22 protein-coding genes are annotated in these 25,909 nt (G+C 33.4%); 8 read left to right on the plus strand and 14 right to left on the minus strand.

Features of this window, described 5'->3' with window-relative positions; all coding sequences use genetic code 11:
- Positions 1-126 precede the first annotated feature (126 nt).
- From KA909_RS05860 to KA909_RS05870, 3 genes are read right to left on the minus strand one after another with little or no spacing between them, the layout of a single operon-like run.
- Positions 127-3,330, minus strand: a complete 3,204-nt coding sequence (locus tag KA909_RS05860) for a DNA polymerase III subunit alpha (RefSeq protein ID WP_193839235.1) — start codon at positions 3,328-3,330, stop codon at positions 127-129.
- A 21-nt stretch (positions 3,331-3,351) separates the two neighbouring features.
- Entirely contained in the window at positions 3,352-4,290 is a 939-nt protein-coding gene (locus KA909_RS05865; protein WP_210130041.1) for a DHH family phosphoesterase, read from the minus strand.
- A 35-nt stretch (positions 4,291-4,325) separates the two neighbouring features.
- Positions 4,326-5,630, minus strand: coding sequence for a DRTGG domain-containing protein (locus tag KA909_RS05870; RefSeq protein ID WP_075108963.1), 1,305 nt, complete (start codon positions 5,628-5,630; stop codon positions 4,326-4,328).
- Positions 5,631-5,857: 227 nt separating this feature from the next.
- On the opposite strand from KA909_RS05870, the gene KA909_RS05875 reads away from it, so the two are divergent.
- Entirely contained in the window at positions 5,858-6,271 is a 414-nt protein-coding gene (locus KA909_RS05875; RefSeq protein ID WP_053029619.1) for a universal stress protein, read from the plus strand.
- Between the two features lie 281 nt (positions 6,272-6,552).
- Here the strand turns inward: KA909_RS05875 and KA909_RS05880 are convergent, their stop codons facing one another.
- The gene (locus KA909_RS05880; RefSeq protein WP_075108964.1) at positions 6,553-7,242 is read right to left on the minus strand and encodes a metal-dependent hydrolase; all 690 of its coding nucleotides are present in this window, start codon (positions 7,240-7,242) and stop codon (positions 6,553-6,555) included.
- A 155-nt stretch (positions 7,243-7,397) separates the two neighbouring features.
- Here KA909_RS05880 and KA909_RS05885 point away from each other — a divergent pair, with 155 nt between their 5' ends.
- Positions 7,398-8,453, plus strand: a complete 1,056-nt coding sequence (locus KA909_RS05885) for a M24 family metallopeptidase (RefSeq protein WP_193839233.1) — start codon at positions 7,398-7,400, stop codon at positions 8,451-8,453.
- Between the two features lie 75 nt (positions 8,454-8,528).
- Here the strand turns inward: KA909_RS05885 and ald are convergent, their stop codons facing one another.
- Complete coding sequence (ald, locus tag KA909_RS05890; protein WP_053029622.1) at positions 8,529-9,650, minus strand: alanine dehydrogenase; 1,122 nt, start codon at positions 9,648-9,650, stop codon at positions 8,529-8,531.
- Positions 9,651-9,793: 143 nt separating this feature from the next.
- Between ald and KA909_RS05895 the strand changes: the two genes are divergently transcribed.
- On the plus strand, positions 9,794-10,291 hold the full coding sequence (locus KA909_RS05895; protein ID WP_053029623.1) for a universal stress protein: 498 nt from the start codon (positions 9,794-9,796) through the stop codon (positions 10,289-10,291).
- Between the two features lie 296 nt (positions 10,292-10,587).
- On the opposite strand, the gene KA909_RS05900 is transcribed toward KA909_RS05895, so the two are convergent.
- From KA909_RS05900 to ezrA, 7 genes are all read right to left on the minus strand, one after another.
- Positions 10,588-11,784: an acetate kinase gene (locus KA909_RS05900; protein WP_193839232.1), complete on the minus strand. Its 1,197-nt coding sequence runs from the start codon at positions 11,782-11,784 to the stop codon at positions 10,588-10,590.
- A gap of 80 nt (positions 11,785-11,864) precedes the next feature.
- Positions 11,865-12,812 carry a class I SAM-dependent methyltransferase gene (locus KA909_RS05905; RefSeq protein WP_193839231.1) on the minus strand — a complete coding sequence of 316 codons (948 nt, stop codon included), beginning with the start codon at positions 12,810-12,812 and terminating at the stop codon, positions 11,865-11,867.
- A 131-nt stretch (positions 12,813-12,943) separates the two neighbouring features.
- Entirely contained in the window at positions 12,944-13,438 is a 495-nt protein-coding gene (gene tpx, locus KA909_RS05910; protein ID WP_053029626.1) for a thiol peroxidase, read from the minus strand.
- A gap of 88 nt (positions 13,439-13,526) precedes the next feature.
- Positions 13,527-14,303, minus strand: coding sequence for a sulfite exporter TauE/SafE family protein (locus tag KA909_RS05915; protein ID WP_053029627.1), 777 nt, complete (start codon positions 14,301-14,303; stop codon positions 13,527-13,529).
- Positions 14,304-14,343: 40 nt separating this feature from the next.
- On the minus strand, positions 14,344-15,567 hold the full coding sequence (gene thiI, locus KA909_RS05920) for a tRNA uracil 4-sulfurtransferase ThiI (protein ID WP_193839230.1): 1,224 nt from the start codon (positions 15,565-15,567) through the stop codon (positions 14,344-14,346).
- Positions 15,568-16,704: a cysteine desulfurase family protein gene (locus KA909_RS05925; protein WP_193839229.1), complete on the minus strand. Its 1,137-nt coding sequence runs from the start codon at positions 16,702-16,704 to the stop codon at positions 15,568-15,570. It lies immediately after the preceding gene.
- A gap of 435 nt (positions 16,705-17,139) precedes the next feature.
- A complete protein-coding gene (gene ezrA, locus KA909_RS05930) occupies positions 17,140-18,834 on the minus strand; it encodes a septation ring formation regulator EzrA (RefSeq protein ID WP_193839228.1) in 1,695 nt (564 codons plus the stop codon).
- 129 nt (positions 18,835-18,963) lie between these two features.
- Here ezrA and KA909_RS05935 point away from each other — a divergent pair, with 129 nt between their 5' ends.
- Both KA909_RS05935 and rpsD read left to right on the plus strand, forming a co-directional pair.
- Entirely contained in the window at positions 18,964-19,431 is a 468-nt protein-coding gene (locus tag KA909_RS05935; RefSeq protein WP_193839227.1) for a GAF domain-containing protein, read from the plus strand.
- Between the two features lie 224 nt (positions 19,432-19,655).
- A complete protein-coding gene (gene rpsD, locus KA909_RS05940; protein WP_011275505.1) occupies positions 19,656-20,258 on the plus strand; it encodes a 30S ribosomal protein S4 in 603 nt (200 codons plus the stop codon).
- Positions 20,259-20,327: 69 nt separating this feature from the next.
- Here rpsD and KA909_RS05945 read toward each other — a convergent pair whose 3' ends face one another.
- Positions 20,328-21,074, minus strand: a complete 747-nt coding sequence (locus KA909_RS05945; RefSeq protein ID WP_193839226.1) for a glycerophosphodiester phosphodiesterase — start codon at positions 21,072-21,074, stop codon at positions 20,328-20,330.
- A gap of 78 nt (positions 21,075-21,152) precedes the next feature.
- Between KA909_RS05945 and KA909_RS05950 the strand changes: the two genes are divergently transcribed.
- The 3 genes from KA909_RS05950 to serA all read left to right on the plus strand — a co-directional run bounded on the left by KA909_RS05950 (position 21,153) and on the right by serA (position 24,447).
- A complete protein-coding gene (locus KA909_RS05950; RefSeq protein ID WP_193839225.1) occupies positions 21,153-21,593 on the plus strand; it encodes an OsmC family protein in 441 nt (146 codons plus the stop codon).
- A gap of 105 nt (positions 21,594-21,698) precedes the next feature.
- Positions 21,699-22,859: a pyridoxal-phosphate-dependent aminotransferase family protein gene (locus tag KA909_RS05955; RefSeq protein WP_193839224.1), complete on the plus strand. Its 1,161-nt coding sequence runs from the start codon at positions 21,699-21,701 to the stop codon at positions 22,857-22,859.
- A complete protein-coding gene (gene serA / locus KA909_RS05960) occupies positions 22,849-24,447 on the plus strand; it encodes a phosphoglycerate dehydrogenase (protein WP_193839223.1) in 1,599 nt (532 codons plus the stop codon). The genes KA909_RS05955 and serA overlap by 11 nt, the downstream gene beginning before the upstream one ends.
- 129 nt (positions 24,448-24,576) lie before the next feature.
- Here the strand turns inward: serA and KA909_RS05965 are convergent, their stop codons facing one another.
- On the minus strand, positions 24,577-25,701 hold the full coding sequence (locus tag KA909_RS05965; RefSeq protein ID WP_210130042.1) for an HAD family hydrolase: 1,125 nt from the start codon (positions 25,699-25,701) through the stop codon (positions 24,577-24,579).
- Positions 25,702-25,909 lie beyond the last annotated feature (208 nt).

Consider the following 25,909-nt stretch of genomic DNA (forward strand, 5'->3'; position numbering starts at 1 on the left):
CGACAATTTAATCAGTATAATGAATTTATATACGCTTTATTTAAAAATTTTTAACATAAAATAAACTGATGACTTTATTTTATAAATCATCAGTTTACTATATCATAATTTTTTTAGACATAAAAGTTATAAAATTCTAATATCACTCGGTTTAAACGCTTTAATAAAGTTTGTAATCGTATCTGGTGTTTTAGTCAAACTTCCTAAATAATCAAGTTTACCAGTCTGTTCGTTATATATATTAACATGAATCATTTGGCCATTATGTTTTGCATTAAGTTGCTGTTTTATAGCTTCTATGTGTTGAATGTTTCTTAAAACTATCTGTGTGGCTTCATTAATTTTAGTTGATTCAAAATGCTCAACTGAATCCATTTGATTTATAATGAGTTGCAATTGTTGGTTTCTCTTCTCAAATTTCCCCCACACAATATACATTTTCTTCTCGTTTAATTGTGTTTCATAACGTTTGAATTTATCCGGAAACAGAACTGCATCCATAACATGACGGCCATCATTAAGAACTAAAAACGCCATATTTTGACCATTTTTTGTTCTTATCTGTTTAATTTGATCCGCTTGAATTAAGATTGGTTTGTGATTTAGGACATTACCTAGTGTATAGATTCCTAAATATTGCTTTTGCTTGAATTGCTTTTCAACTGGATGATTGGAGATATAAAAACCTAGATATTCCATTTCATAATTACTAATCATTTGATCACTAAATTCTTCTTTGTCAGTGTAAGATTGCTTTGGTGTTAACATGTCTAACAATAAATTATTTTGTTCTACATCTGATACTTCATCTAACACTTGATCAATGGCACCTACTAATGTTGCACGTGTTTTTCCAAATGAATCAAAAGCACCTACTAGTATTAATGATTCAAGTAATCTTTTAGTTTTAATGCGATTCGGTATGCGTCTAGCAAAGTCAAAGAAATCTTTATATTTACCATTTTCATATCTTTCATCTACAATTGATTTCACGCTTTGATAACCAACACCTTTAATGGCACCTAAAGATAGATAAATATTGGATTGAGTAGCCTTATAATACCAATGACTTTCATTAATATTAGGTGGTAAAATTTTTAATTGTTGATTTTTAGCTTCGTCAATGATAGCAGCGGTTTTGGCTTCATTTCCAACCACATTACTTAAGATATTTGCATAAAAATAATTAGGATAATGTACTTTTAAATATGCCATAATATAAGCAATTTTAGAATAGCTTACTGCGTGCGCTCTAGGGAACCCATAGTCAGCAAATTTAAGTATTAAGTCAAAGATTTGTTTACTTATTGTTTTATCATAATTATTTTTCATCGCACCTTCGATAAAGTGTTGTCTTTCACTTTCTAAGACAGCTCTATTTTTTTTGCTCATTGCACGGCGTAATATATCTGCCTGACCATAACTAAAGCTCGCAAACTTACTTGCTATTTGCATAATTTGTTCTTGATAGATGATAACACCATACGTATTTTTAAGTATAGGAGCTAAATCAGGATGTAAATAGTTAATTTCACTTTCGTTATGTCTTCGTGAAATATATGTTGGAATTTCTTCCATAGGTCCTGGTCGATAAAGCGAGGTAACTGCAACGATATCTTCAAAATGCTCAGGTTGTAATCTTTTCAAAACTTTTCTTACGCCATCTGATTCAAGTTGGAAAATACCAGTTGTATCGCCTCTAGACAACAGCTTAAACACATCGTCATCATCAAATGGTATAGATTCAATCTCAATAGAGATGTTTAAATCTTTTTTCACTTGAGTCACAATTTGATGAATAATGGATAAATTTCTCAATCCTAAAAAGTCAATTTTAAGTAAACCAATGCGCTCTGCTTCTGTCATCGTCCATTGCGTTAGTAAACCCGTGTCCCCTAATGTCAACGGTGCATAGTCATATAATGGTTGATCATTAATAATAATACCTGCTGCATGCGTAGAAGTATGTCTAGGTAATCCTTCTAATTTTTTACTTAATTCAAACCATTTCTCATGTCTATGATTTCTATGTACAAACTGTTTAAATCGCTCATCTTCATACGCCTTGTCTAATGTTATTCCAAGTTGATGAGGGATTAATTTAGAAATCTCATTTAATGTCGTATCATCAAAGCCAATAATACGGCCCACATCTCTTGCAACTGCTCTAGCTAATAGATGACCAAAAGTTACGATACCTGAGACACGATGGTGTCCATATTTGTCTTGTACATATTGTATGACCTTGTCCCTTCTTGTATCTTCAAAATCGATATCAATATCTGGCATTGTCACACGTTCTGGGTTTAGAAAACGCTCAAATAGTAGGTTGAATTTAATAGGATCGATGGTTGTGATACCTAGCAAATAGCTTACTAGAGATCCCGCTGAAGAACCACGTCCAGGTCCAACCATTACATCATGTGTTTTAGCATAATGAATTAAATCACTTACAATCAAGAAGTAGTCTTCAAAGCCCATTTCCGTAATAACCTGATATTCATGATTCAACCTTTGGATATAACGTTCATCTTGATGTAATCCAAACTTCTGTAAACGCGATTGTAATTGAGACCATAAATACTGTTTAGAGGAATCACCTGATGGCGCATCAAATTTAGGTAGTAAATTTTGATGATATTCTATATTGGCATTACACATATTGGCCAATTCGAGTGTATTATCCCACACTTCTGTCGATACATTTAATGACGCTATCTCATTTTGATTCGGAAAATGTTCTCCCATGCTTTCAGTTTCATGAACTAAATCCAATTTAGTGTTGTTTTTAATTGCCTCAAGCGCAGGTATGGTTTCTACATCTTCTTCATTCAAATAACGCGCATTTTCAAGCCAAACTATTTTTAATCGGTTATAAAAAGTTATATCACTTGAATGATTAATATATACATAGTCGTGATTACTGAAATGATCAATAATGGCATAATGTGATTGATCTGCTTGTTTAAAAATAATTGCCAAATTGCTTGCATAACGTTTTAACCAATCAATAGAGATGACATCTTTTTGTTTCATCTTTATTGCAGAAGAGAGTTGGTACAGTGACTTTAGGCCATCATTATTCATCGCCAAAATCACAGTTTCTATTGTATATAAACCATCCGTTACGTGTGCGGTCATTCCAAAAATTGGTTTAATATTGGCTTTTATACAAGCATCATAAAATTTAGGGAAGCCATATAAAACATTAGTGTCAGTAATTGCTAACGAATCATAGTGATTATGTTGTGCTTTTTTGACTACATCATTAATTCTTAAACTAGAATTCAATAAATCGTAGGTTGTATGAAGATTTAAGTGTGCAACCATTGATGACTTCCTTTCTAAATTTTATAATTTTTGGCGTAATGCTTGCGCTAAGTCTTCAAATTCGTCCCAACTGTATACAGATACACCTGACGCATTAGGGTGTCCTCCACCACCAAATTGATTAGCGATATCATTAATAGTAATCCCTTTTGAGCGAATGCGGCATCTAATTTGATCCCCTTCGTCTACACCAAACATCCATATTTTCAAACCGCTAATATCTGCTACAGTATTTACAAATTGAGATGCTTCATTGGGTTGGATATTAAATTGTTTTAATACATCATTTGTAATTCGAATTTGACAATATTCATGGGACTCTGAAAGCTCAAAATGCTGCAAAATATATCCTTGAAACGGCATTAATTTAGGATTTTTTTCTGACATCTTATTTAACTCAGCATTATGATTAAATGGAAATGCTAATAATTGACTAGCGACTTCCATCGTATGCGTCGATGTATTACTGAATAAGAAACGTCCAGTATCACCCACTATACCTAGGTATAATACACGTGCGACATGTTCATTGATAATGCTAAGATCATTAAAATGAGTAATAAAATCAAATATAATTTCACTTGTTGATGATGCTTCAGTATTAACATAATTGATTTCCCCATATTGATCGATTGCCGGATGATGATCAATTTTAATTAATGCTTGTCCGTTGCCGTATCTTTGGTCATCAATACGAGGCGCATTAGCTGTATCACAGACAATGACTAGTGCATCGTTGTATACATTATCTTCGACTGTGTCTAACTCTCCTATAAATGATAAAGATGGCTCTCCTTCACCAGTTGCGTATATATTTTTTTCAGGAAACTTACGTTCAAGATATAACTTCAATCCAAGTTGAGAACCGTAAGCATCTGGATCGGGTCTTACGTGTCTATGAATAATAATTGTATTCGCTTCTTTTATTTTGTTCATAATCTCATTAAAAATTTCTACCATTGTAAAATCTCCTTTTAAAAATATTTCTTTTAAAATTAATTATTTTGCATATCTTCGAACATCTGACAAATAATCATTGCATTCGCTACTTTATCATTACCGCTTAACATCGTGACTTCTAATTTAGCAAAATTACGTCCAACATCAAGCATATCGTATTCTACGCTTATAGATGCTTCGATAGGCACTGTTTTAATATAAATAATGTTTAAACTTTCAATCATTACATCGACTTTTTTATATTTACGTAATTGGTGTTTAATTGTCTCTTCAATAATTGCAACGAAGACGGCTTTACTGAGTGTACCGTACTGATTAGTCAATAATGGAGATACTTCCACTGAAATAGCATTTTGGGCAATTGTGATATGTTTTGCTATCTGATCATTAATGGTCTCACCTATTTGAGGTTGTCTGCCTATTAGTTGCATTGCTTTCAAAACATCATCTCTCGTAATGACACCTATCGCTTTTTTATTTTGTGTTACTGGCAATATTTCAATACCTTCCCAAATCATAATATGTGCACAACTCGCTACTGTTGTGTTTAATTCCACATTGATGGGACGTTTAGTCATCACCTTAGCAATCGTATCATCGGCATTCATTTGAATAACTTCTTTACTCGTAACGATACCAACTAATCTCCAATCCTTATCTACAACAGGAAATCTTGAATGTCCAGTTACTTTTGCACGTGATTTGTAATCTTTTATTCCCATCTCATCAAAAACAACTGTCATATCATTAATCGGCTTTACGATATCTTCTACGATTAGAATTTCTTTTCGAATCATTTGGTTATACATCGCTCTATTAATAATATTTGCTACTAGAAATGTATCATAATTTGAAGATAGGATTGGTAAATCATGTTTATTGGCATAATCAATAATCTTTTGAGTGGTTTTAAAACCACCTGTAATCAGTACGCCACTCCCTCTTTTTAAAGCTTCTAATTGAACATCTGGTCTATTCCCAACAATTAAAAGTGTATGATGACTTAAATACTTAACGACATCTTTAAGTTCCATAGCGCCAATCGCAAATTTAGAAACACTTTTCGATAATCCATTTTTACCACCAATGACATCGCCATCAATTATTTTTAATATTTCTTTGAACGTTAAATTTTCAATTTCTTCTCGGTTCTTTTTATCAATACGTACTGTACCAACTCTATCTATGGTAGTTACTAATCCGAGTTGACCCGCATCTTTAATAGCTCTATATGCTGTCCCCTCAGATACTTTCATTACTTTGGCAACTTTCCTGACAGAAATTTTTTGGCCAACATTTAATGATTCTATGTATGCTATGATTTGTTCATGTTTAGTCATTGAAATACCTCTTTATAATGTACAGTGTTTTATCTATTATAACTTTTTAAGCCAAAAAAATCGATTTACAAAATGTAAATTCATCCGTCTTAAATAAGCATAATGAGTTTGATTTTTTATTAAATATTAAATCAAGTTATGTAAATTAAATATTTAATTATTTTAATTATATACATTGGTAAAATTAAAATATTTTATATATAATTGAATGTGAGGAGGGATGACCTATGTATAAAAATATTTTATTAGGTGTAGATACTCAATTAAAAAATGAAAAAGCGTTAAAAGAAGTATCAAAATTGGCAGGTCCAGATACTGTAGTAACTATTTTAAATGCGATTGGTGAGCAAGATGCCCAAGCATCAATTAAAGCTGGTACACATATTAATGAATTGACTGAGAAACGTAGTCGATTATTAGAAAAAACACGTACTACTTTAGAAGATTATGGCATTGATTACGATCAAATCATTGTACGTGGAAACCCTAAAGATGAATTAGTAAAACACGCAAATAGCGGTAAATACGAAATTGTTGTATTGAGTAACCGTAAAGCTGAATCACAGAAAAAATTCGTACTAGGAAGCGTAAGTCACAAAGTAGCCAAACGTGCTACCATCCCTGTATTAATTGTAAAATAGTTAGTAAACTGTTTGAAATAAAAATTAAATTACTAGGGAGCGGGACAGAAATAAAAAATTCGTTGTCCTCCCCACCTGGCTTTGTTTGTAGAATTTCTTAGTGACGTTCTCTTCGCCGGGATCTGGCTATTAAGTAGCGCTAGGTTTAAAAAGCTTGATATACGTATATTTTCAAATCAGTTACCAACTGCCAAAATGATAATGAGGCTGAGACATATGACTATGTCCCAGCCTCTTTTATTTGTATTAAGAAATAATTTATAAGTCCATTTACGATTAAATTAGAAAGTAACTGAATCACCAGGTTCTAATATTTGTACCTCACCTTCATGAACTGCATCTTTAAATTGCTGAGGATCTTGTTCAATTAAAGGGAATGTATTGTAATGTACAGGAACAGAGATTTTTGGTTTTACAAATTCATTGATGGCATAGCTCGCATCATCAATACCCATTGTAAAATTATCGCCAATCGGAACAAAGCAAACATCAACTGGGTGTCTATCAGCGATTAACTTCATATCACTAAATAATCCTGTATCACCCATGTGATAAATTGTTTTACCTTCTACTTCTAAAATGAGTCCCATAGGCATTCCTAAATATACCGGTATACCATTTTCATGCGTAAAGCTAGAACTATGGAAAGCTTGTACGTATTTTACACTACCAAAATCAAATGTTGCTTTCCCACCAATATTCATGCCATGCACATCTTCAACACCATAATAAGTGCTTAAATACCCTTGTAACTCAGCAGAGCCTATGACAGTTGCGTGATTACGATTTGCTAATTCTACTACATCCCCAAAGTGATCAGCATGACCATGCGTTAAGATGATGTAATCTACATCTAAGGTTTGTTCATCTAAATCACATTTGTCATTACCTGAAATAAATGGATCTACAATTACTTTTTTACCATTACCTTCAAAATAAATCGTTGATTGACCATGAAAAGAAAGTTTCATAATTATAGCCTCCTATAGCTTGATTAATTGTATTATACCCTAGCTATAAAAACTTATAACATAAACTGGAAATAAACCATTACTTTATTAAATCATTTTGAATTATCGCTCAATTAGACGTAAAATTAAACTAAATACTTTATGGAGATGATTAGATGAGTAAAATCGAAACAATAATTGAACAATTAAACCAAGCGAAAGCTGATGCGGCATGGATAACAACGCCACTGAATGTATTCTACTTCACTGGATATAGAAGTGAACCTCATGAGAGATTATTCGCTCTTTTAATTACTTCAGATGGAAGTCAAACGTTATATTGTCCTAAGATGGAAGTTGAAGAAGTGAAACGTTCTTCGTTTGATGGAAAAATTATTGGTTATTTAGACACTGAGAATCCATTTGATATTGAACCACGCGCATTTAATAAATTATTAATTGAAAGCGAACATTTAACTGTCAAACGTCAACGTGAATTAACTCAGAATTTTGGCGTACAACACTATGGTGATATCGATCAAACAATCAAAGATTTACGTAACATTAAAAATGATTCAGAAATCCAAAATATTCGTGAAGCTGCCAAACTAGCCGATAAGTGTATTGAAATCGGAACAGCATTCTTAAAAGTTGGTGTAACAGAGCGAGAAGTTGTTAATCACATTGAAAATGAAATCAAAAAATATGGTGTGAGTGAAATGAGCTTTGACACAATGGTACTATTTGGTGATCACGCTGCTTCACCTCATGGAACACCAGGTGACCGAAAATTAGTTAATGATGAATATGTATTATTTGATTTAGGTGTAATATACAATCACTATTGCAGTGATATGACACGCACAGTTAAATTTGGTACCCCTTCTGAAGAAGCACAAACCATTTATAAAATTGTTTTAGAAGCGGAAACAAGCGCTATAAAAGCAATAAAAGCAGGCGTACCTTTACAAGATATCGATCAAATTGCTAGAGATATCATCAGTAACGCTGGATATGGTGAGTATTTCCCACATCGATTAGGCCACGGTCTTGGCTTAGAAGAACATGAATACCAAGATGTTTCAAGTAGCAATACGAATTTACTTGAAGCTGGAATGGTTATTACGATTGAACCAGGAATTTACGTACCGAATGTTGCAGGCGTTCGTATAGAGGATGATATATTAGTCACTGAAGATGGTTATGAAATCCTGACACATTACGATAAATAAAATTTAAAAAATCCAGTTGTACTTATAGACTATGATAATCTATAAACAACTGGATTTTTTTATTACAATCGTTTATTAATCTTCTTTAAGTGCTTCTTCGATAGAAGTATATTCTAAACCAAAGGCTTCAGCTACACCTTTGTGTGTAACATGTCCTTTGTAAGTATTTAAACCTAATGATAACGCATGGTTAGCTTTAAATGCTTCACGGAAGCCTTTACTTGCTAATAATTGCGCATATGGTAATGTTGCATTATTTAATGCAATTGTAGACGTACGTGGTACTGCACCTGGCATATTAGCAACAGCATAGTGAACAACACCATGTTTGACATATGTTGGATCATCATGTGTTGTGATTTTGTCAGTCGTTTCAAAAATACCACCTTGGTCAATAGCAATGTCAACGATAACTGAACCGTCTTTCATTTGTTTAATCATATCTTCAGTTACCAAGTTAGGTGCTTTGGCACCAGGAATTAATACGGCACCGATAACTAAATCACTTTCTTTAACAGCATTTTCGATATTTAATGGGTTAGACATGATTGTGTTTACACGGCCATCAAATAAATCATCTAATTCAGCTAAACGTTTAGGATTAACATCTAAAATAGTAACGTTGGCACCTAAACCTAATGCGATTTTCGCTGCATTTGTACCAGCTTGACCGCCACCGATAATAGTTACTTTACCTTTTGGTACCCCAGGTACACCAGCAAGTAAAATACCCATTCCGCCGTTAAATTTTTGTAGGAATTGTGATCCAACTTGTGCAGACATACGTCCTGCAACTTCACTCATTGGTGTTAATAATGGTAATGAACGGTCAGGTAATTGAACCGTTTCATAGGCAATACCTACGACTTTATTGTCAACTAACGCTTGAGTTAATTTTTCTTCATTAGCAAGATGTAAGTATGTAAATAAGATTAAGTCTTCTTTGAAATATTTATACTCTTCTTCTAATGGTTCTTTAACTTTGATAACCATTTCTACATCCCATACAGATGATTGTTCAGATACAATTTCAGCACCTGCATCTTTGTAGTCTTTATCTTCAAAGAATGAACCTAATCCAGCATCTTTCTCAACAAGTACAGTATGACCTTGTTCTACTAATGCATGTACACCACTTGGTGATAAACCAACTCTGTTTTCGTTATTTTTTATCTCTTTTGGAATACCAATTTTCATTCCATCCACCTCCATCACTATCGTAACGCTAAACCAATGAAAGCGCAATCAGAAAAAGTACACATTATTGTTAAAATATAAAGAATAAATATTCTGAAATTTGTGGTAAAATATAAGTAAGAAAAGCTAAGGGGGTTATTAAGATGTTAACATACAAAAACATTTTAATCGCAGTTGATGGTTCACACGAAGCTGAGTGGGCTTTCAATAAAGCAGTAGACGTAGCTAAACGTAATGACGCTAAATTAACTATAGTGAACATTATCGATTCAAGAACATATTCTTCTTATGAAGTATATGATGCACAATTCACTGAGAAATCTAAAAGTTTCTCTGAAGAATTATTGAAAGGTTACCAAGAAGTAGCAACACGCGCAGGCGTAACTAATGTCGAAACTCGATTAGAATTTGGTTCTCCAAAAGCTATCATCCCTAAGAAATTAGCAAGTGAATTAGGTGCCGATTTAATTATGTGTGGTACTTCAGGCTTAAACGCAGTAGAACGATTCATCGTAGGATCTGTATCAGAGGCTATCGTTCGTCATGCACCATGTGATGTATTAGTTGTACGTACAGAAGAAATTCCTGAAGATTTCCAACCTGAAGTTGCAACACCTGAATTTAGACAACAATATTCATAAGATTAAAGCACAATTGATGTAATCATGAATGGGATAGAGTTTAATGCTCTATCCCATTTTTTATTTATTACCAATACAACATTAGTCTCTCTTAAAATTTTCTTGGAGTCCTAAAAATAATATTACTACTGTGTCATATCATACAGCTAAACCGTTGAAAGTCGATGGTATTACTCTCGCAAGCTCATACTCATTTTAAACAATGATTCGAATTAATAATAATAATAAAAAAAGCACAAAAATGATGTTTAAAACAACAATCATTTTTGTGCTTTTTGATTTTATCTTTCTAACGATTATAATTCGCCATATTTAACTGTATCTCTAGCGATCATAACCTCTTCATTTGTTGGAATAACAATAACTTTAACTGGAGAATGTGGATAATTAATAAATCCTTCTTCACCATGAATTGCTTCATTTTTCTTAGGATCCCAATAGATGCCCATGAATTCTAATCCTTCTAATACTTTAGCACGTACTGTTGAAGAGTTCTCACCTACACCAGCTGTGAAGACAATTACATCTACACCATGCATTCTTGTTGCATAAGAGCCAATGTATTTGTGGATTCTAGAAGCGAATACGTCTAATGCTAATTGCGCACGCTCTTTACCTTCTTCAGCATCACTTTCAAGGTCACGTAAATCACTTGAAGTACCTGAAATACCTAATAAACCTGATTCTTTGTTTAATACGTTAAGCACTTCTTCAGCACTTTGACCTGTTTTGTGCATAATGAATGGAATTAATGCAGGGTCAATGTTACCTGAACGTGTACCCATTGTTACACCTGCTAATGGTGTGAATCCCATTGAAGTATCAATTGATTCGCCGCCATCAATGGCCGCGATTGAAGCACCATTACCAATATGGCAAGAGATGATACGTAATTCTTCAATTGGTTTACCCATGATTTCAGCTGCACGTTGTGACACGTATTTATGACTTGTGCCGTGGAAACCATATTTACGGATGCCATAATCTTTATAATATTGATAAGGTAAGCTATATAAATATGATTGTTCTGGCATTGTTTGATGGAATGAAGTATCAAACACTACGACATGTGGAATATTTGGTAATAATTTTCTGAATGCACGAATTCCCATTAAGTTAGCTGGGTTATGCAATGGTGCTAATTCACATAGTGACTCAATTTTTTCTTCAACTTCGTCAGTAACTAATGCAGAAGTTGGGAATAACTCACCACCGTGTACGACACGATGTCCAGTACCAGCAATATCGTTAATATCATCAATGATACCGTGTTCTTTGAAGCTATCTAGCATGATGTTGATTGCTTCTTCATGGTCTTTGATATCTTTAACGTTTTTAATTTTTTCACCATTCACTTCAATTGTGAAAATTGAGTCTTTAATACCGATACGTTCTACTAAACCTTTTGTTACTATAGTTTCTTCAGGCATTCTAATGAGTTGGAATTTTAAAGAAGAACTACCAGCGTTAATCGCTAAAACTAAACTAGACATATATATTGTCCTCCAATTTATTAATTAATATCCATATTTATTTAACCATTAATACAGTCATAATTCAAGAATATCACAGTTTATTTTTTGGGATGATTTTCTTCCATCCAAGAATTCAATTCACTAATAAATCCTTGGAATTGATTTGGATTTTTAAAATCAGGAATATTTGCTAATAATACTTCAACTGGCTTAGTTTCATTCACTTTTTTCTTTTGCAGGATCAATATGGATTTACGCGCATTTTCATTTTTAAATAACGTCTTAGGTAAATTTAAAAATGCTTGCATTTCTGTCTCTGTTGCAATGAAATTTTCTAACTGTTTTACATTGTCATCTTCAAATAAATTACTTGGAACGACTAAAAATGCGAAACCTGTTTGTTTTAAGGCAGTGACTGCTTGTTCAATTAATAAATAATGTGAGTAGCTATGCCCCTCTTTAAAGCCTAATTGCAATTCATGGCTTCGCTCATCTAAAGGATAATAGCCAATCGGTAAATCACCAATCACAATATCCGCTTCTTCTAATGGTAATGGCATAATTGCATCTTGAGGGTAAACATCAAATGGAATCTCCAAGAAATTAGCAAGATGGACACTCACTCTTGATAATACAGGGTCTACTTCAATTAGATGATGCATCACTGTTGTATCTTTAAGCACCTCATTAACAGAAGCACTTAAATGACCAGCTCCACTAGCCATATCTACAACATGTAATTCGTTTTTATTCTCAGTAAATTTCTGAACTAAAAAGCCAAGAATTAATCCAATCGAATCAGGCGTAATCTGATGATTTGCTTGGATTGATTCCTCTTGCATTAAACTTAAATAAGCAAATTGAAATGCTTTTCTACGGTCTTGCAACGTTGCTTGTTCTAACAATTCACGTTTATTGCGATATACATCCTCCATTGCAAGTCCTAAATTTTCAATGAAACTTTGACCATTTTGCTCATTTAAAGCTTTAGCATTTTCATCTAATGTTTTGAAAAGCTTCTCCATCACTGTTTGTTCTTCACTCATATACCTAATCCTCTCCAATAAAAAAGTGTCCATCAGGTTTATTTCTGTAAAATAATCAACGCTAGCTTTAGATAGCATTATTGAAATAAATATGGACACTTTTACGTTATATCTATTATCTAAATTTAATATTAAATGTTACGGTATGCTTCTAATGCAGCATCAAAATTAGGGAAGTCTGTTCCTTCACTTACTAATTCTTTATAAACCACTTTATCATTACTATCTAATACGAAGACTGAACGCGCTAATAATCTTAACTCTTCCATAACAACACCGTATTGTTGTCCGAATGATAAATCTTTGTGGTCACTTAACGTAATCACATTATCTAAACCATTAGATGCACACCATCTCTTTTGAGCAAATGGTAAATCGGCAGAAATTGTTAGAACAACGCCATCTTCTTGTGCAGCTTCTTCATTAAATTTACGTGTTTGTTGATCACACACACCAGTATCAATAGAAGGTACTACGCTGATTAATTTCTTTTGACCTTTATAATTTTCTAAACTAACTTCATTTAAATCATTATCCAATACTTTAAAGTCAGGCGCTTGTTGCCCTTCTGAAACTTCAGAACCAGTTAAATGAATTGGATTATTTTTAAAAGTAATTTGTGTCATGATGAAATGACCTCCTATAGTATTTTCATTATATTGTTATCATACGACAGTCACAAAACTGAAATCAATCATTTGGAACTGATTCATGTTAATGTTGTAACAATTGTATTATATAGTCATACGTATTTTTCAAAATGAGTAGCGCCGTAACAATGATAAACAGTATTTTGACGTATCCTACACCTTTACTAATGGCAAATTGCGCACCTACAAAGGAACCTATCACCATACTCGCTGCCATAATCAATCCATATACAAAATCAACTTGGCCCAAAATAATAAATAGAACCAATGCACCTAGATTGGACGCAAAATTTAATACTTTAGCGTTACCTGCTGCACTCAAAAAATCAAAGCCAAACATCAGTAACACAAATAACATAAAGGAACCTGTACCCCCACCTAAAAAACCATCATAAAATCCAATTAGTAACAGTAAAGATGTAAACATAATGGCTTTACCAATTGTCAGCTTTGAAAAGGTGCGCACATTTCCCCAATCTTTTTTGAATATTGTATAAATAAGCACAAGTGTTAATATGATAATCACTAATGGCTTCAAAACTTGTGCAGGCAACAATGTAGCTAAACTCGCACCACCAGCTGCAAAGATAAACACAAATGGAAAAAGTTTGAGTACAATGTTTAAATCAACTTTACCCGACCGTATAAACTTGATTGCGCTTGTAAGTGAGCCAAACGAACTGGCAAGTTTATTCGTACCTAAAGCTAGAGAAGGCGGCATTCCAATGGCTAATAGTGCTGGTATTGATATGAGGCCGCCCCCACCTACGACAGCATCAATAAATGCAGCTAAGAAGCCAAACGCAATAATAATTAAAATGACATTTAACGTTATCTCCATGATGCAATTCCCCTTTATTTGAATGTATGTTTATTCTATTTTAAAATAACTCATCCATTAATGCATCAGTGTTTTGGTCTTTTTCGCTTTTATAATCTTTATTAATTGTTAAGGTTTCAATATTATCTGCCGCACGTTGAACCATGTCATCAAAGTCAAATACACTTTCATATTTAACTACTTTATCAAAATCTGGTTCAGTCACAGGATTTTTTGGTGTGAAGATTGTGCAACAATCTTCATAAGGTTGAATGGAAACATCAAATGTACCTATTTCACGTGCTTTTTTAATAATATCCTCTTTATCTAATGAAACAAGTGGTCTCAAAATTGGAGTAGATGTGACATCATTGATCGCATACATACTCTTTAGCGTTTGACTTGCAACTTGTCCTAAATTTTCACCATTGACAATCGCATGTGCACCAACGTTCTCTAATACAATATCGGCTACACGTAACATCATTCGACGTGTTGATGTCATCGTATATCTAGGATGAACTACTTTATTTATTTGTTTCTGTAGTTCTGTAAATGGTACAATATGCAATTTAATTGGTCCCACTCTCTCTGATAAAATACGCGTAAGTTCAATCACTTTATCTTTAGCCTTTTCACTTGTAAAAGGTGGGCTATGGAAGTGAATCGCCTCTATGTTTACACCACGTTTCATAATTTCCATTCCAGCAACGGGTGAATCGATACCACCCGATAACATTAAGAGCGTTTTACCACCTGTACCAACTGGCAAACCACCGGCACCTTCAAATACTTGCGTAAAGACATAAACCCCATCCATTCTTACTTCAACTCTGACATTATGATCTGGATGTTTTACATCTACTGTTATATCTTCCGTAGCTTGTAATATCGCGCCTCCAAGTTCACGTTGTAATGCATACGTATCTAATGGAAATGATTTATCTACACGTTTAACATCAATCTTAAATGTATCTCCCGCTTTGAAATCCTGAGCTAAATCGACACATAAATTTTTAATATCTTCTAATTCTTGTGATGTTTTATGCACTGGACTTACCGATTTAATACCGAAAATTTTAGTTAATCGATCAATGACTTCTTGCGCATCCGCTTCTTCAGTTAAAGAGATATACATTCTATCCCTTTTTCCTTTTACATGGGTCCCCTCAAACGTTTGTAATGATTTATTCACATTATCTTTCAATGCATTAACAAACTTTTTGCGATTCGTTCCTTTTAAAGTTAATTCTCCATATCTAACTAATAAGTGATCGAACTTCATTTACTTTAACAACTCCTTAATTTCTGTATATATTATTTCAAATTTTTCTTTAAAATGATTGATATCATCTTCTGTAGTCAAATCACCAAATGATAATCTAATACTACCTTCTATTTTATTGTCAGCGATTCCCATCGCCATTAATACTTCATTTAATTTCCCTCTTTTAGATGAGCAAGCACTTGTCGTTGAGACCATAATATCAGATTTTGAAAATGCATTAACTAACACTTCACCTTTTACCCCTGGGAACGCAACATTTAATATTTGTGGCGCACCATCTTCAGGTGAATTAATATAAACGCCTTTATAGTTTTTGAAAAATTGACGAAGCTCATTATTAAAATGACGCATACGATGGTTACGGTCATTTAAATCATCTAGTGCTAAAGCAATTGCTTTCACTAAGGATACGTTCATAGGTAAGTTAACCGTTCCACTTCGTATACCATATTCTTGGCCTCCACCATGCACAATGGGCTCTAATTTATCTTTATTATCAATTAATAGTAATCCCTGACCTTTAAGTCCATTAAATTTATGACCACTGAAACTTACACTATTAATCCCTTCAAGGTGTAATGGAATTTTTCCCAATGCTTGAACGGCATCAACATGTAGATGGGCTTTAGGATAATCTTTTAATAATGTCACTATTTCATCTATAGGCTGTATTTGTCCCATAATATTATTGACATACATACAAGTAACAAGCCCGACTCTATCATTCATTAACGTCGCTAAATGTTCTAAATCGATACGTCCATCTGAAGTGATATTTACATATTTTAATTTAAAACCATCATCTTCTAAATGTCTCATAACTTCTAAAACTGATGGATGTTCTAGAACAGAAGTTATAATTTCATTAGCAAACTGTTTCTTTCTATAAGCTATCCCTTTTAAAGCTATATTGTTAGATTCTGTGGCTCCACTTGTGAATATAACATCTGTATTCTGTCCAATGGGTAACATGGCTTTAATCCGTTCCTTAGACTGTAGCAGCACTTTTTCCGCTTGCAACCCCCACTTATGCGGACTATTAGGATTAAAATATACCGCTTCATTAACTTTAATAAATGAATCGAGCACGTCTCTATGGGGCTTTGTAGTGGCAGCATTGTCAAAATATATCACTTAAAACACTCTCTTTCATTCTCCGTTTAATTATTAAATTTATTTATGTCAAATTGAATTCTAATATACATATTTTACAAAAATAGATACTAAAGCATTATACTATTTTTAAATAAAATTAAAAGACGTCAAACATAAATTTAAATAAACTCATCTATTAAGCAATGCTTAAACTTCGATATAGATAAATTTAAAATCAAATTCACTATAGTATGAAGCATAGTGATAAATATAAAAGGAGTGGAACAGAACTCAATTAGAGTTCATTGTTCCACCCCTTACGAGGATGACTGGCTTTGAGAACAGTTGCATTATACTTCATTCTCAATTCAGTTAGCTACTGCAACTTTGCGATGTAGCCTACATATATTTTTATTTAGACAGGTTTCATTTTAAAATAACGCGATAAAGTTATATACAACATTAAAATTTCAACTAACCTTTCGCTACCTCATCTTCAATGTATTTTGTAATTCCAGGCTCTACACTTTCTAGTGCTTGTTCTGAAATTTCGATTGAGCGTTTATAACGATTATTTTTAAATAAGCGTTCTGCCTCATTTAAACTTTTATCTACATTATTATGATCCTTACGATAACGGTTTCCATATTGAATTAAGCGTTCTGCATATACCGCATTTATCAATACATCGTTTGCTTCATCTTCAAATGTATTCATCTGAATAACAATTTTAGCAACTTTATCTTTAAGTTGTTTTACGTGGATTGGTCGTTCACTAAATTGATCATTTGTCTCACGTACTTCATGATCAATTTCATTTTTCATAATAATGAAGCGTTCAGGCACACTCGTTAAGTTTGAAGCTAAAAGTCGACGATAAACTTCTTCTTTTTTAGATTGGATACGTAAGAGGTTATCTTCTGCTTCAGCTTCATCCTCTCTCAATTGGATGAGATGATTTTGTAATTTTTCTTGGTCCTCGTTAATGACTTTAACATGATCGTCTAAATATTCTAAGTTGTCTTTGACTTCACTATAACGGACTGCAGATTTTGCCATCTCTTTAAGAATGTCATCATAAACAGCGACTAAGTTTTGAATTTCGTTCTCATGCTGTCTAATACTATGAACATCACTTTCGTTAATGAAGTAATTTTCACGAATATAGTCGATCTCAGTACGTAAAGTATAGTTCATTTCACGTGCTTTAAATAATTCATCAGTGATTTGTTCTTTAGTTTCTTCAACTTCATTTTTTGCTTTGACTTCATGTTCAATTAAATCATACATTTCATCAAGCTTATCATTGATTTGTTCTAATTTATCATTTGCATTATCTAACTCAAGACGACTAATCATTGGCTCCACAAAATTTAACTCTGTTTTTAAACTTTGTAATGTACCATCAATTTTGACATGATCTAAATCATAGCCATTCATCTTCAAATCACGACAACCATATTTTAAATCTTGGAACTGACCTGGAAGTTCTTTTTGCGCTTCACGAATTAATTCCGGAATTTCTTCCATATATTCTTGAATTTCTTCCATCGATTCATTTAGCCCCATAATGTGGTTGTGCGCTTGAACATAATTACCATCTGCTTTAAGTAATTCATACTGTTCAAGTTCTGGTTCAAATGATTCTATTCTCTTTTCAAGAGGTGATGCAGCATCACCAAACTGATGTCTATTTGCTAAAACATCACGTTTCATTTCTCGATAATTCGTCTTACATTTTTCAAAAACTTGATCGTTTTCTTTATGTAAAGCTACGATTTCATTTACGTCTTCAACTTGTTGTTGGTAGCCAGCCTCATATTTGTCCATTAACTCATGTGCGTCATCAATGTCACTTTGTGCTCCAGAAAATTGAAACTTATCAAGTTGAATTTCAGCATCGTGGATTTTCTCTTCCACAGGTGCTAAGTAGTTGTTTGTATAATCTAAGGTGTCTTGCTTAAAGGCATCATATTTCGTTCTAGTTTCACCTTTTAAATTGAATGCAGAAAGTTGTTTTAAATTTTCTTCAAAAGGTAATTTTTGAACTTTTAATTTACGTTCTTCAGCGTCTTCAACAACTTTTCGTTTATTGGAACGCAAATAAAACATGATTCCTACAATGATTAAAACAATGACAATTATTGCTAATATTGTGTATAAAACCATCTCATTCTCCTCCTATATTATCATCATTATAACGCAATTACCGCTTTCATTAAAATAGTAAATGAATGAATTGATAGAATAAATTTTTCCATTTATAATTTTAATAAAAATAACAAATGAGGTATGTGTATGCCAATAATAAAAGAAACAAATTACAATCTATTAATGAAACAGCTTCAAAGTTTAATTGAAGATGAACAAAATCTTATTGCCATTTTAAGTAATACATCAGCCCTGTTAAACGATAATTTAGACCAAATCAATTGGGTCGGTTTTTATCTTATTGACAATGACGAGCTTATCCTTGGCCCTTTCCAAGGTCATCCAGCCTGTGTTCATATTGCAATTGGTAAAGGTGTTTGTGGTACTGCAGTAGCAGAGAATCAAACACAATTAGTTAAAGATGTTCATGCTTTTCCAGGCCATATTGCATGTGATGCAAATAGTAAATCAGAAATTGTTATTCCTATCCACGTTAACAACGACATTATAGGTGTTTTAGATATCGATGCACCAATTAAAGACCGATTTACAATAGAAGATCAGCAAGGTTTAGAAAATATTGTTCAAATTCTCGAAAAACAACTAACGAATTAATTAAAAAGTATTGACACTTTGATAAATACTGTTACAATGGATTTTGTGTGAATTAACGAAAATAGCAGTTGTATATCAATAAGCTCTATGTTGTTCCCAATGCGGACGTGTCGCGTAACTGACGCTATAAGGTGAAGACACATAAAACAACATATCCTATTGGGCATGCAACACTCTTTTTTGTTTATTCATAACAACAAAAAAGAAAAAGGAGGAGTCTTAATATGGCTCGATTCAGAGGTTCAAACTGGAAAAAATCTCGTCGTTTAGGTATCTCATTAAGCGGTACTGGTAAAGAATTAGAAAAACGTCCTTACGCACCAGGACAACATGGTCCAAACCAACGTAAAAAATTATCAGAATATGGTTTACAATTACGTGAAAAACAAAAATTACGTTATTTATATGGCATGACTGAAAGACAATTCCGTAACACATTTGACATCGCTGGTAAACAACACGGTGTACATGGTGAAAACTTCATGATTTTATTAGCTAGTCGTTTAGACGCAGTTGTATATTCATTAGGTTTAGCTCGTACACGTCGTCAAGCTCGTCAATTAGTTGGTCACGGTCACGTTGAAGTAGATGGTCGTCGTGTTGACATCCCATCTTACTCATTAAAACCTGGTCAAGTTATCACTGTACGTGAAAAATCACAAAACTTAGACATCATCAAAGAATCTGTTGAAATTAACAATTTCGTACCAGAATACTTAGACTTTGATGCAGATAGCTTAAAAGGTACTTTCGTACGCTTCCCTGAACGTAGCGAATTACCAGCTGAAATCAATGAACAATTAATCGTTGAGTACTACTCAAGATAAGTTCATAACAATGAACAACCACCCTTCCTCATGGAATGGGTGGTTTTTTTATAAACCTTTCGCTTAATTCTATAACTTAAAGAGAACTTCAGGTAAATCAGATATGATGCCATCTACACCTAGACGTATTAGTTTTTTAGCATCTTTCGAGTGATTTACAGTGTACGGTATTACTTTCAATGAATGACGGTGTGCATTTTTAATAAATTTAGAAGTAACTAATTTATAATTAGGATTAATAAAATCCGCGTACTGTGATATTGCTTCAAAATCCGGAGATTTATACCAATATTTCTTTCTACTAACAAGTAACCCTAATGGATACACACTTCCTAATGACCTTAACCGCTTCACAGATGTATCATCAAACGATTGAATAATCGCTTTATGCTCAGGCACATTATAAGCTTTAAGTGCTTTTAGAACAGCTTCTTCAATACCCGGATACTGATGTGGCACTTTTATTTCAATAAGTAACGTTTTTGAATAATTTTTACTTAAGGATAATACGTCTTCAAATTTAGAAATTTTTGTATTTATAAAAGAAGGATTATGTTGTATCCCAAAATCAAATGTTGATAATTCTTCGAATGTATAGTCTTGGACTTTACCTTTACCATTAGAAGTACGATCGATAGTATCGTCATGTATAACGACTAAATGATGATCTTTACTAAAATGTACATCAATTTCTAACATATCAACATGTTGCATTAATGCAGCCTTAAAACTTAATAGTGTATTTTCTGGAAATTGATTAGATAAACCACGATGCGCAACGATTTGAAATGCTTGATTCGGTCTATTTATTTTCATTGAAGTCACCTTTCTTTAATTATGTCACACTTTAAACTACACTAAAGTTACCATAATATAACTGGAGGTCAAACATAAATGGTTAAGCATGACTTTAAAGTACAAACCCAATGGTGTGGAGGTCGCGAAGAAGTAGGAACTGTTAGCGGCGATGTGATTACTGAACAAATTTCCATACCTGCACCACTTGGCGGTAACGGAACAGGTACTAATCCTGACGAATTACTCGTTTCTGCCGCATCTTCTTGTTATATCATCTCTTTAGCAGCTACATTAGAAAGAGCCAAATTTACCAATATTCAAATTACTAATGATTCGATAGGTACTGCCCTATTTGAAAATGGCAAATTCAAGATGGCGACGATTTCACATTATCCAAAAATTTTAGTCACTTCATCAGAAAAGGAAAAACTTGAAAATCGACTACCTAAATTATTAGAAGTCGCAGATCATAACTGCATGATATCAAATGCGATTCGTAATAATGTAGAAATTCAAATTCAAGCAACCATACAGTAAATAGCATCAATCACCTTTAGCCTAACCATGTGGCGGTGATTGCGCTTTTAAATTATCAGAATATTTGGTAAAATGGTAAAATCTTATACCGTGGGAGGAATTTTAATGAATTATTATGAACCACTTTTATTAACACCAGGACCTACGCCAGTTCCAAATGAAATTAATCATGCATTAGGATTGCCAATGGTCGGTCATCGCTCTCCAGATTTTGAAATCATCGCCAAAAAAGCCTTCAACAACTTGAAGCCCATTTTTGGTACTGATAATGAGGTTATGATTTTAACATCAAGTGGGACAAGTGTCTTAGAGGCAAGCATGTTGAATATCGTCAATCCTGATGATCATTTCGTCGTTATTGTGTCAGGTGCATTTGGTAATCGTTTCAAACAAATTGCAGAAACGTATTACAAGAATGTCCATATTTATAACGTAGAATGGGGACAACCCGTTAATGTAACTGATTTTATAACATATCTCAGTCATTTAGAACATACAATTACAGCTGTATTTACACAATTCTGTGAAACTTCAACTGCTGTTTTACATCCTGTAGCCGAATTAGGTAAGGCGTTGAAACTATTCAATGAGGCTATCTATTTCATAGTAGATGGTGTTAGTTGTATTGGTGCAGTCGATGTTGATTTGAAACGCGATTACATTGATGTTTTAGTTTCTGGAAGCCAAAAAGCAATCATGCTACCGCCTGGACTAGCCTTCGTAGCTTATTCTAACCGTGCATTGCAACGTTTCCAAGAAGTAACGACACCACGCTTTTACTTAAATTTAAATAAATATTTTGATTCATTACAGCAGGACTCAACCCCTTTCACACCAAATGTTGGATTATTTAGAGCTGTTAACGCTTATGCTGACTTAATTAATGCTGAAGGCTTTGAAAATACAATTAAACGTCATTACATTATTAGAGATGGTTTAAGAGCGGCATTACGTGCGTTAGATTTGGAACTTTTAGTTGAAGATGATTTCGCTTCCCCTACGGTAACATCGTTTATACCAACAGATAAAGACGAACTGACTCATATCAAGTCAACGTTAAAAACAAAATTCAATATTACTATCGCTGGCGGTCAAGGAAAATTAAAAGGAAAGATTTTACGCATTGGCCATATGGGTAAAGTATCTCCTTTCGATATTCTAGCTGTCGTGAGTGCATTAGAAGTCATACTTACGGATTATCGTCAGACAAATTATATTGGGCAAGGTATAACAAAATTTTCAGAGGTGATTCATAGTGAAGCATAACATTCTAGTCTCAGATCCTATTTCAACTGATGGTTTACAAAGTTTATTAAACCATCCTGATTTTAACGTAGATATTAAGACGGATTTAGATGAACAAGCTTTAATCAATATTATAGGTGATTATGAAGGCTTAATCGTTCGAAGCCAAACTCAAGTTACCCAACAAGTGATTAAACACGCTAGTAGCTTGAAAGTGATTGCACGAGCTGGTGTTGGTGTAGACAATATTGATATTGATGCAGCTACACTACAAGGTATACTTGTAATTAATGCACCTGATGGAAATACCATCTCTGCAACAGAACATTCAGTAGCGATGATTTTAGCGATGGCTCGCAATATTCCTCAAGCGCACGCATCTTTAAAAAGTAAAGCGTGGGATCGTAAAGCATTCAAAGGGGTAGAACTGTATCAAAAAACATTAGGTGTCATTGGCGCTGGGCGAATTGGTATCGGTGTAGCACAACGCCTTCAAAGTTTCGGTATGAACGTATTAGCTTATGACCCCTACCTTACTGAAGATAAAGCGCAACAACTCGGTGTTAAACTTGCTACTATTGACGAAATCGCAAAGCAAGCTGACTTTGTAACTGTTCATACACCATTAACACCTAAAACAAAAGGTATCGTTAATGCTGAATTCTTTTCAAAAGCAAAACCAACGTTACAAATTATTAATGTTGCTCGAGGTGGCATTATCGATGAAGAAGCATTATTGTATGCACTGAATCACAACCAAATTGCGCGGGCTGCACTAGATGTCTTTGAACATGAACCACCTACCGATTCACCGCTAATAGATCACGAGAAAATTATTGTGACACCGCATTTAGGCGCATCAACAGTAGAAGCTCAAGAAAAAGTAGCAGTTTCAGTTTCAGAAGAAATAATAGATATTTTGGAAAAGGGAAATGTCACTCATGCAGTCAATGCACCTAAAATTAGTTTCAATGATATAGATGACATAACACAACAATGGATTGATATTGGTGAGTTATCTGGTGAATTAGCCATTCAATTGATTGATGGTGCACCAAGAGAAATCAAAGTCACATTCAATGGTGATGTAGCCAAACAAGAAACAGATTTAATTACTCGTTCAATTGTTAAGCGAATATTAGAACAAGATTTAGGTGACCGTGTCAATATCATTAATGCATTCGCACTATTAAATGAACAAGGTGTTACACGAAACGTAGAGAAGCGAGCATCACAAGGTACTTTCAGCAATTATATTCAAGTTCACTTAATTAGTGATTCAGAAGAAGTTAAAATTGGTGCCACTGTCATTGCTGGTTTCGGAGCACGCATTGTACGTATTAATAATTACTCAGTTGATTTTAAACCAAATGCTTATCAACTTGTTTCTTATCATGGTGATAAACCTGGCATCGTTGGTTTGACTGGTCAATTATTAGGTGAACATCATATAAATATTGCATCAATGTCATTAGGAAGAAACGAACAAGGTGGCCAAGCCATGATGGTATTATCTATTGACCAACCTGTCACAGAGGAAATCATTGAATCATTATACCAGTTAGGTGGTTTTAATAAAATTTACGGTACTACGCTTTCAGTTAAATAAATTATCTTAAGTTAAGATTAAACAACTTATGAATCCACATAATTATACCCCTTAATGATTGATTTCGTTATATCATTAAGGGGTTTTTAATATTTATAATTTACAATTTAATCACTTAAAATTTCAACTTTAGCATAAAATATCCTTAATTAAACCTATATGGTCGAAGATATAATCCGCTTCATAATGTTCTAATTCCTCACGTGCGTCTTGCCCTTTCAACCCTGTTAATGTACCAATAAATGTGGCACCTATTTGCTTAGCACAAAATAAATCTGCCAATGAATCTCCAACTACCACTACATCTTCTTTATTAACTATGTGATTTTGTTCCGTGATGTACTGTTTATAATTTTCTTTTTTATTTCCATTTAACGTCGCAATATAACAAAACGGATTGGGCTTGCCAAGTGGTACAAAGTCAGGATAGTCATTCTCAGCTTGCATTACGTCACTTGCAGTCACAATATGTTGATCTGAAAAGAATGATTTAATTCCGAGTGATTCAAATGGTACTAACGTTTCAGTTCTAGGTCTACCTGTGGCAATAGCAAGATGATAGCCCTTCTCTTGTAACATATTAAGCAATGATTGAATTTCTTCAACAGGTCTTAGCACAGTTTCGTGATAAATAAAGCCGTCTATGCCATGTAGCGTCGGTTGCTTTTGTTCGACTTGTTCAAATAAGTTAGATCCTAAGTATAACTCTTGGTATACGTCTCTCGTAAGATACCATAATGGTCCTTTCAGCTTGAAGAAACTCGCATCTTTAACACTTAACTGTTCCATCGCATAGCGTTCTAGTTCTGCATAAATATTATCTTTACCACTTTGACTTTGATTCATAAACGCAATAGGCAATTCATAATTAATTTGATACGCTTTGTCGATGAATGGTTGAATTTCGCGCATGCTTGTAGCAGAGATATGACTTTCGTTTAATATCTCTTCTCGTTCTTGTAATGAAAGTTGTTTCAACAGTTGTATAAAGTGAATACTAAAAACGACAAATAACATATCCCAATTTGAATTTAACCCCATCGATTTTAATCGATTTAGAATGATATCATTTTTAAAAATATTGTTGCGTATTTTAGTAATACGCTGATCATTTAATTCATTTAGTTTAAAAGATTTCCCCATACCTAAAAATTGTTCACTTTTAAGTAATGTTTCAATTGTTAGTGCTGACGTATCAAAGCAACGTTCTTCACTTAAGAATACACCATCTACATCAAATAGTATTGATTTCATAGCTTTTTCGCTCCATTATTTTTGAATATTCTGATACTTATAATCTTAACGCCTTCACACTTAATGTCAATATTGCTATTATAAAAAAACTGATGAATTATAGGTGCCTCCTAAAATTCATCAGTTAGTTGAACAACATATATTTATCAATATGCTTATATCTTATCAAATCACTAAGACATATTTTGTCTGTCGACGTACTTTTAAA

The organism is Staphylococcus sp. GDX8P54P, from assembly GCF_017893165.1.
GTDB classification, from domain to species: Bacteria; Bacillota; Bacilli; order Staphylococcales; family Staphylococcaceae; genus Staphylococcus; species Staphylococcus borealis.

What these genes read in the sequence shown, in the direction of transcription:
- ald (WP_053029622.1), bottom strand. Translation starts at nt 9,650, where the DNA reads ATGAAAATTGGTATTCCAAAAGAGATAAAAAATAACGAAAACAGAGTT.
- KA909_RS05955 (WP_193839224.1), top strand. Translation starts at nt 21,699, where the DNA reads ATGAATTATTATGAACCACTTTTATTAACACCAGGACCTACGCCAGTT.
- ezrA (WP_193839228.1), bottom strand. Translation starts at nt 18,834, where the DNA reads ATGGTTTTATACACAATATTAGCAATAATTGTCATTGTTTTAATCATT.
- KA909_RS05870 (WP_075108963.1), bottom strand. Translation starts at nt 5,630, where the DNA reads ATGACTAAACATGAACAAATCATAGCATACATAGAATCATTAAATGTT.
- KA909_RS05875 (WP_053029619.1), top strand. Translation starts at nt 5,858, where the DNA reads ATGTATAAAAATATTTTATTAGGTGTAGATACTCAATTAAAAAATGAA.
- KA909_RS05865 (WP_210130041.1), bottom strand. Translation starts at nt 4,290, where the DNA reads ATGGTAGAAATTTTTAATGAGATTATGAACAAAATAAAAGAAGCGAAT.
- KA909_RS05915 (WP_053029627.1), bottom strand. Translation starts at nt 14,303, where the DNA reads ATGGAGATAACGTTAAATGTCATTTTAATTATTATTGCGTTTGGCTTC.
- rpsD (WP_011275505.1), top strand. Translation starts at nt 19,656, where the DNA reads ATGGCTCGATTCAGAGGTTCAAACTGGAAAAAATCTCGTCGTTTAGGT.
- KA909_RS05950 (WP_193839225.1), top strand. Translation starts at nt 21,153, where the DNA reads ATGGTTAAGCATGACTTTAAAGTACAAACCCAATGGTGTGGAGGTCGC.
- KA909_RS05860 (WP_193839235.1), bottom strand. Translation starts at nt 3,330, where the DNA reads ATGGTTGCACACTTAAATCTTCATACAACCTACGATTTATTGAATTCT.
- KA909_RS05965 (WP_210130042.1), bottom strand. Translation starts at nt 25,701, where the DNA reads ATGAAATCAATACTATTTGATGTAGATGGTGTATTCTTAAGTGAAGAA.
- KA909_RS05885 (WP_193839233.1), top strand. Translation starts at nt 7,398, where the DNA reads ATGAGTAAAATCGAAACAATAATTGAACAATTAAACCAAGCGAAAGCT.
- KA909_RS05935 (WP_193839227.1), top strand. Translation starts at nt 18,964, where the DNA reads ATGCCAATAATAAAAGAAACAAATTACAATCTATTAATGAAACAGCTT.
- KA909_RS05945 (WP_193839226.1), bottom strand. Translation starts at nt 21,074, where the DNA reads ATGAAAATAAATAGACCGAATCAAGCATTTCAAATCGTTGCGCATCGT.
- tpx (WP_053029626.1), bottom strand. Translation starts at nt 13,438, where the DNA reads ATGACACAAATTACTTTTAAAAATAATCCAATTCATTTAACTGGTTCT.
- KA909_RS05880 (WP_075108964.1), bottom strand. Translation starts at nt 7,242, where the DNA reads ATGAAACTTTCTTTTCATGGTCAATCAACGATTTATTTTGAAGGTAAT.
- KA909_RS05905 (WP_193839231.1), bottom strand. Translation starts at nt 12,812, where the DNA reads ATGAGTGAAGAACAAACAGTGATGGAGAAGCTTTTCAAAACATTAGAT.
- KA909_RS05900 (WP_193839232.1), bottom strand. Translation starts at nt 11,784, where the DNA reads ATGTCTAGTTTAGTTTTAGCGATTAACGCTGGTAGTTCTTCTTTAAAA.
- KA909_RS05895 (WP_053029623.1), top strand. Translation starts at nt 9,794, where the DNA reads ATGTTAACATACAAAAACATTTTAATCGCAGTTGATGGTTCACACGAA.
- thiI (WP_193839230.1), bottom strand. Translation starts at nt 15,567, where the DNA reads ATGAAGTTCGATCACTTATTAGTTAGATATGGAGAATTAACTTTAAAA.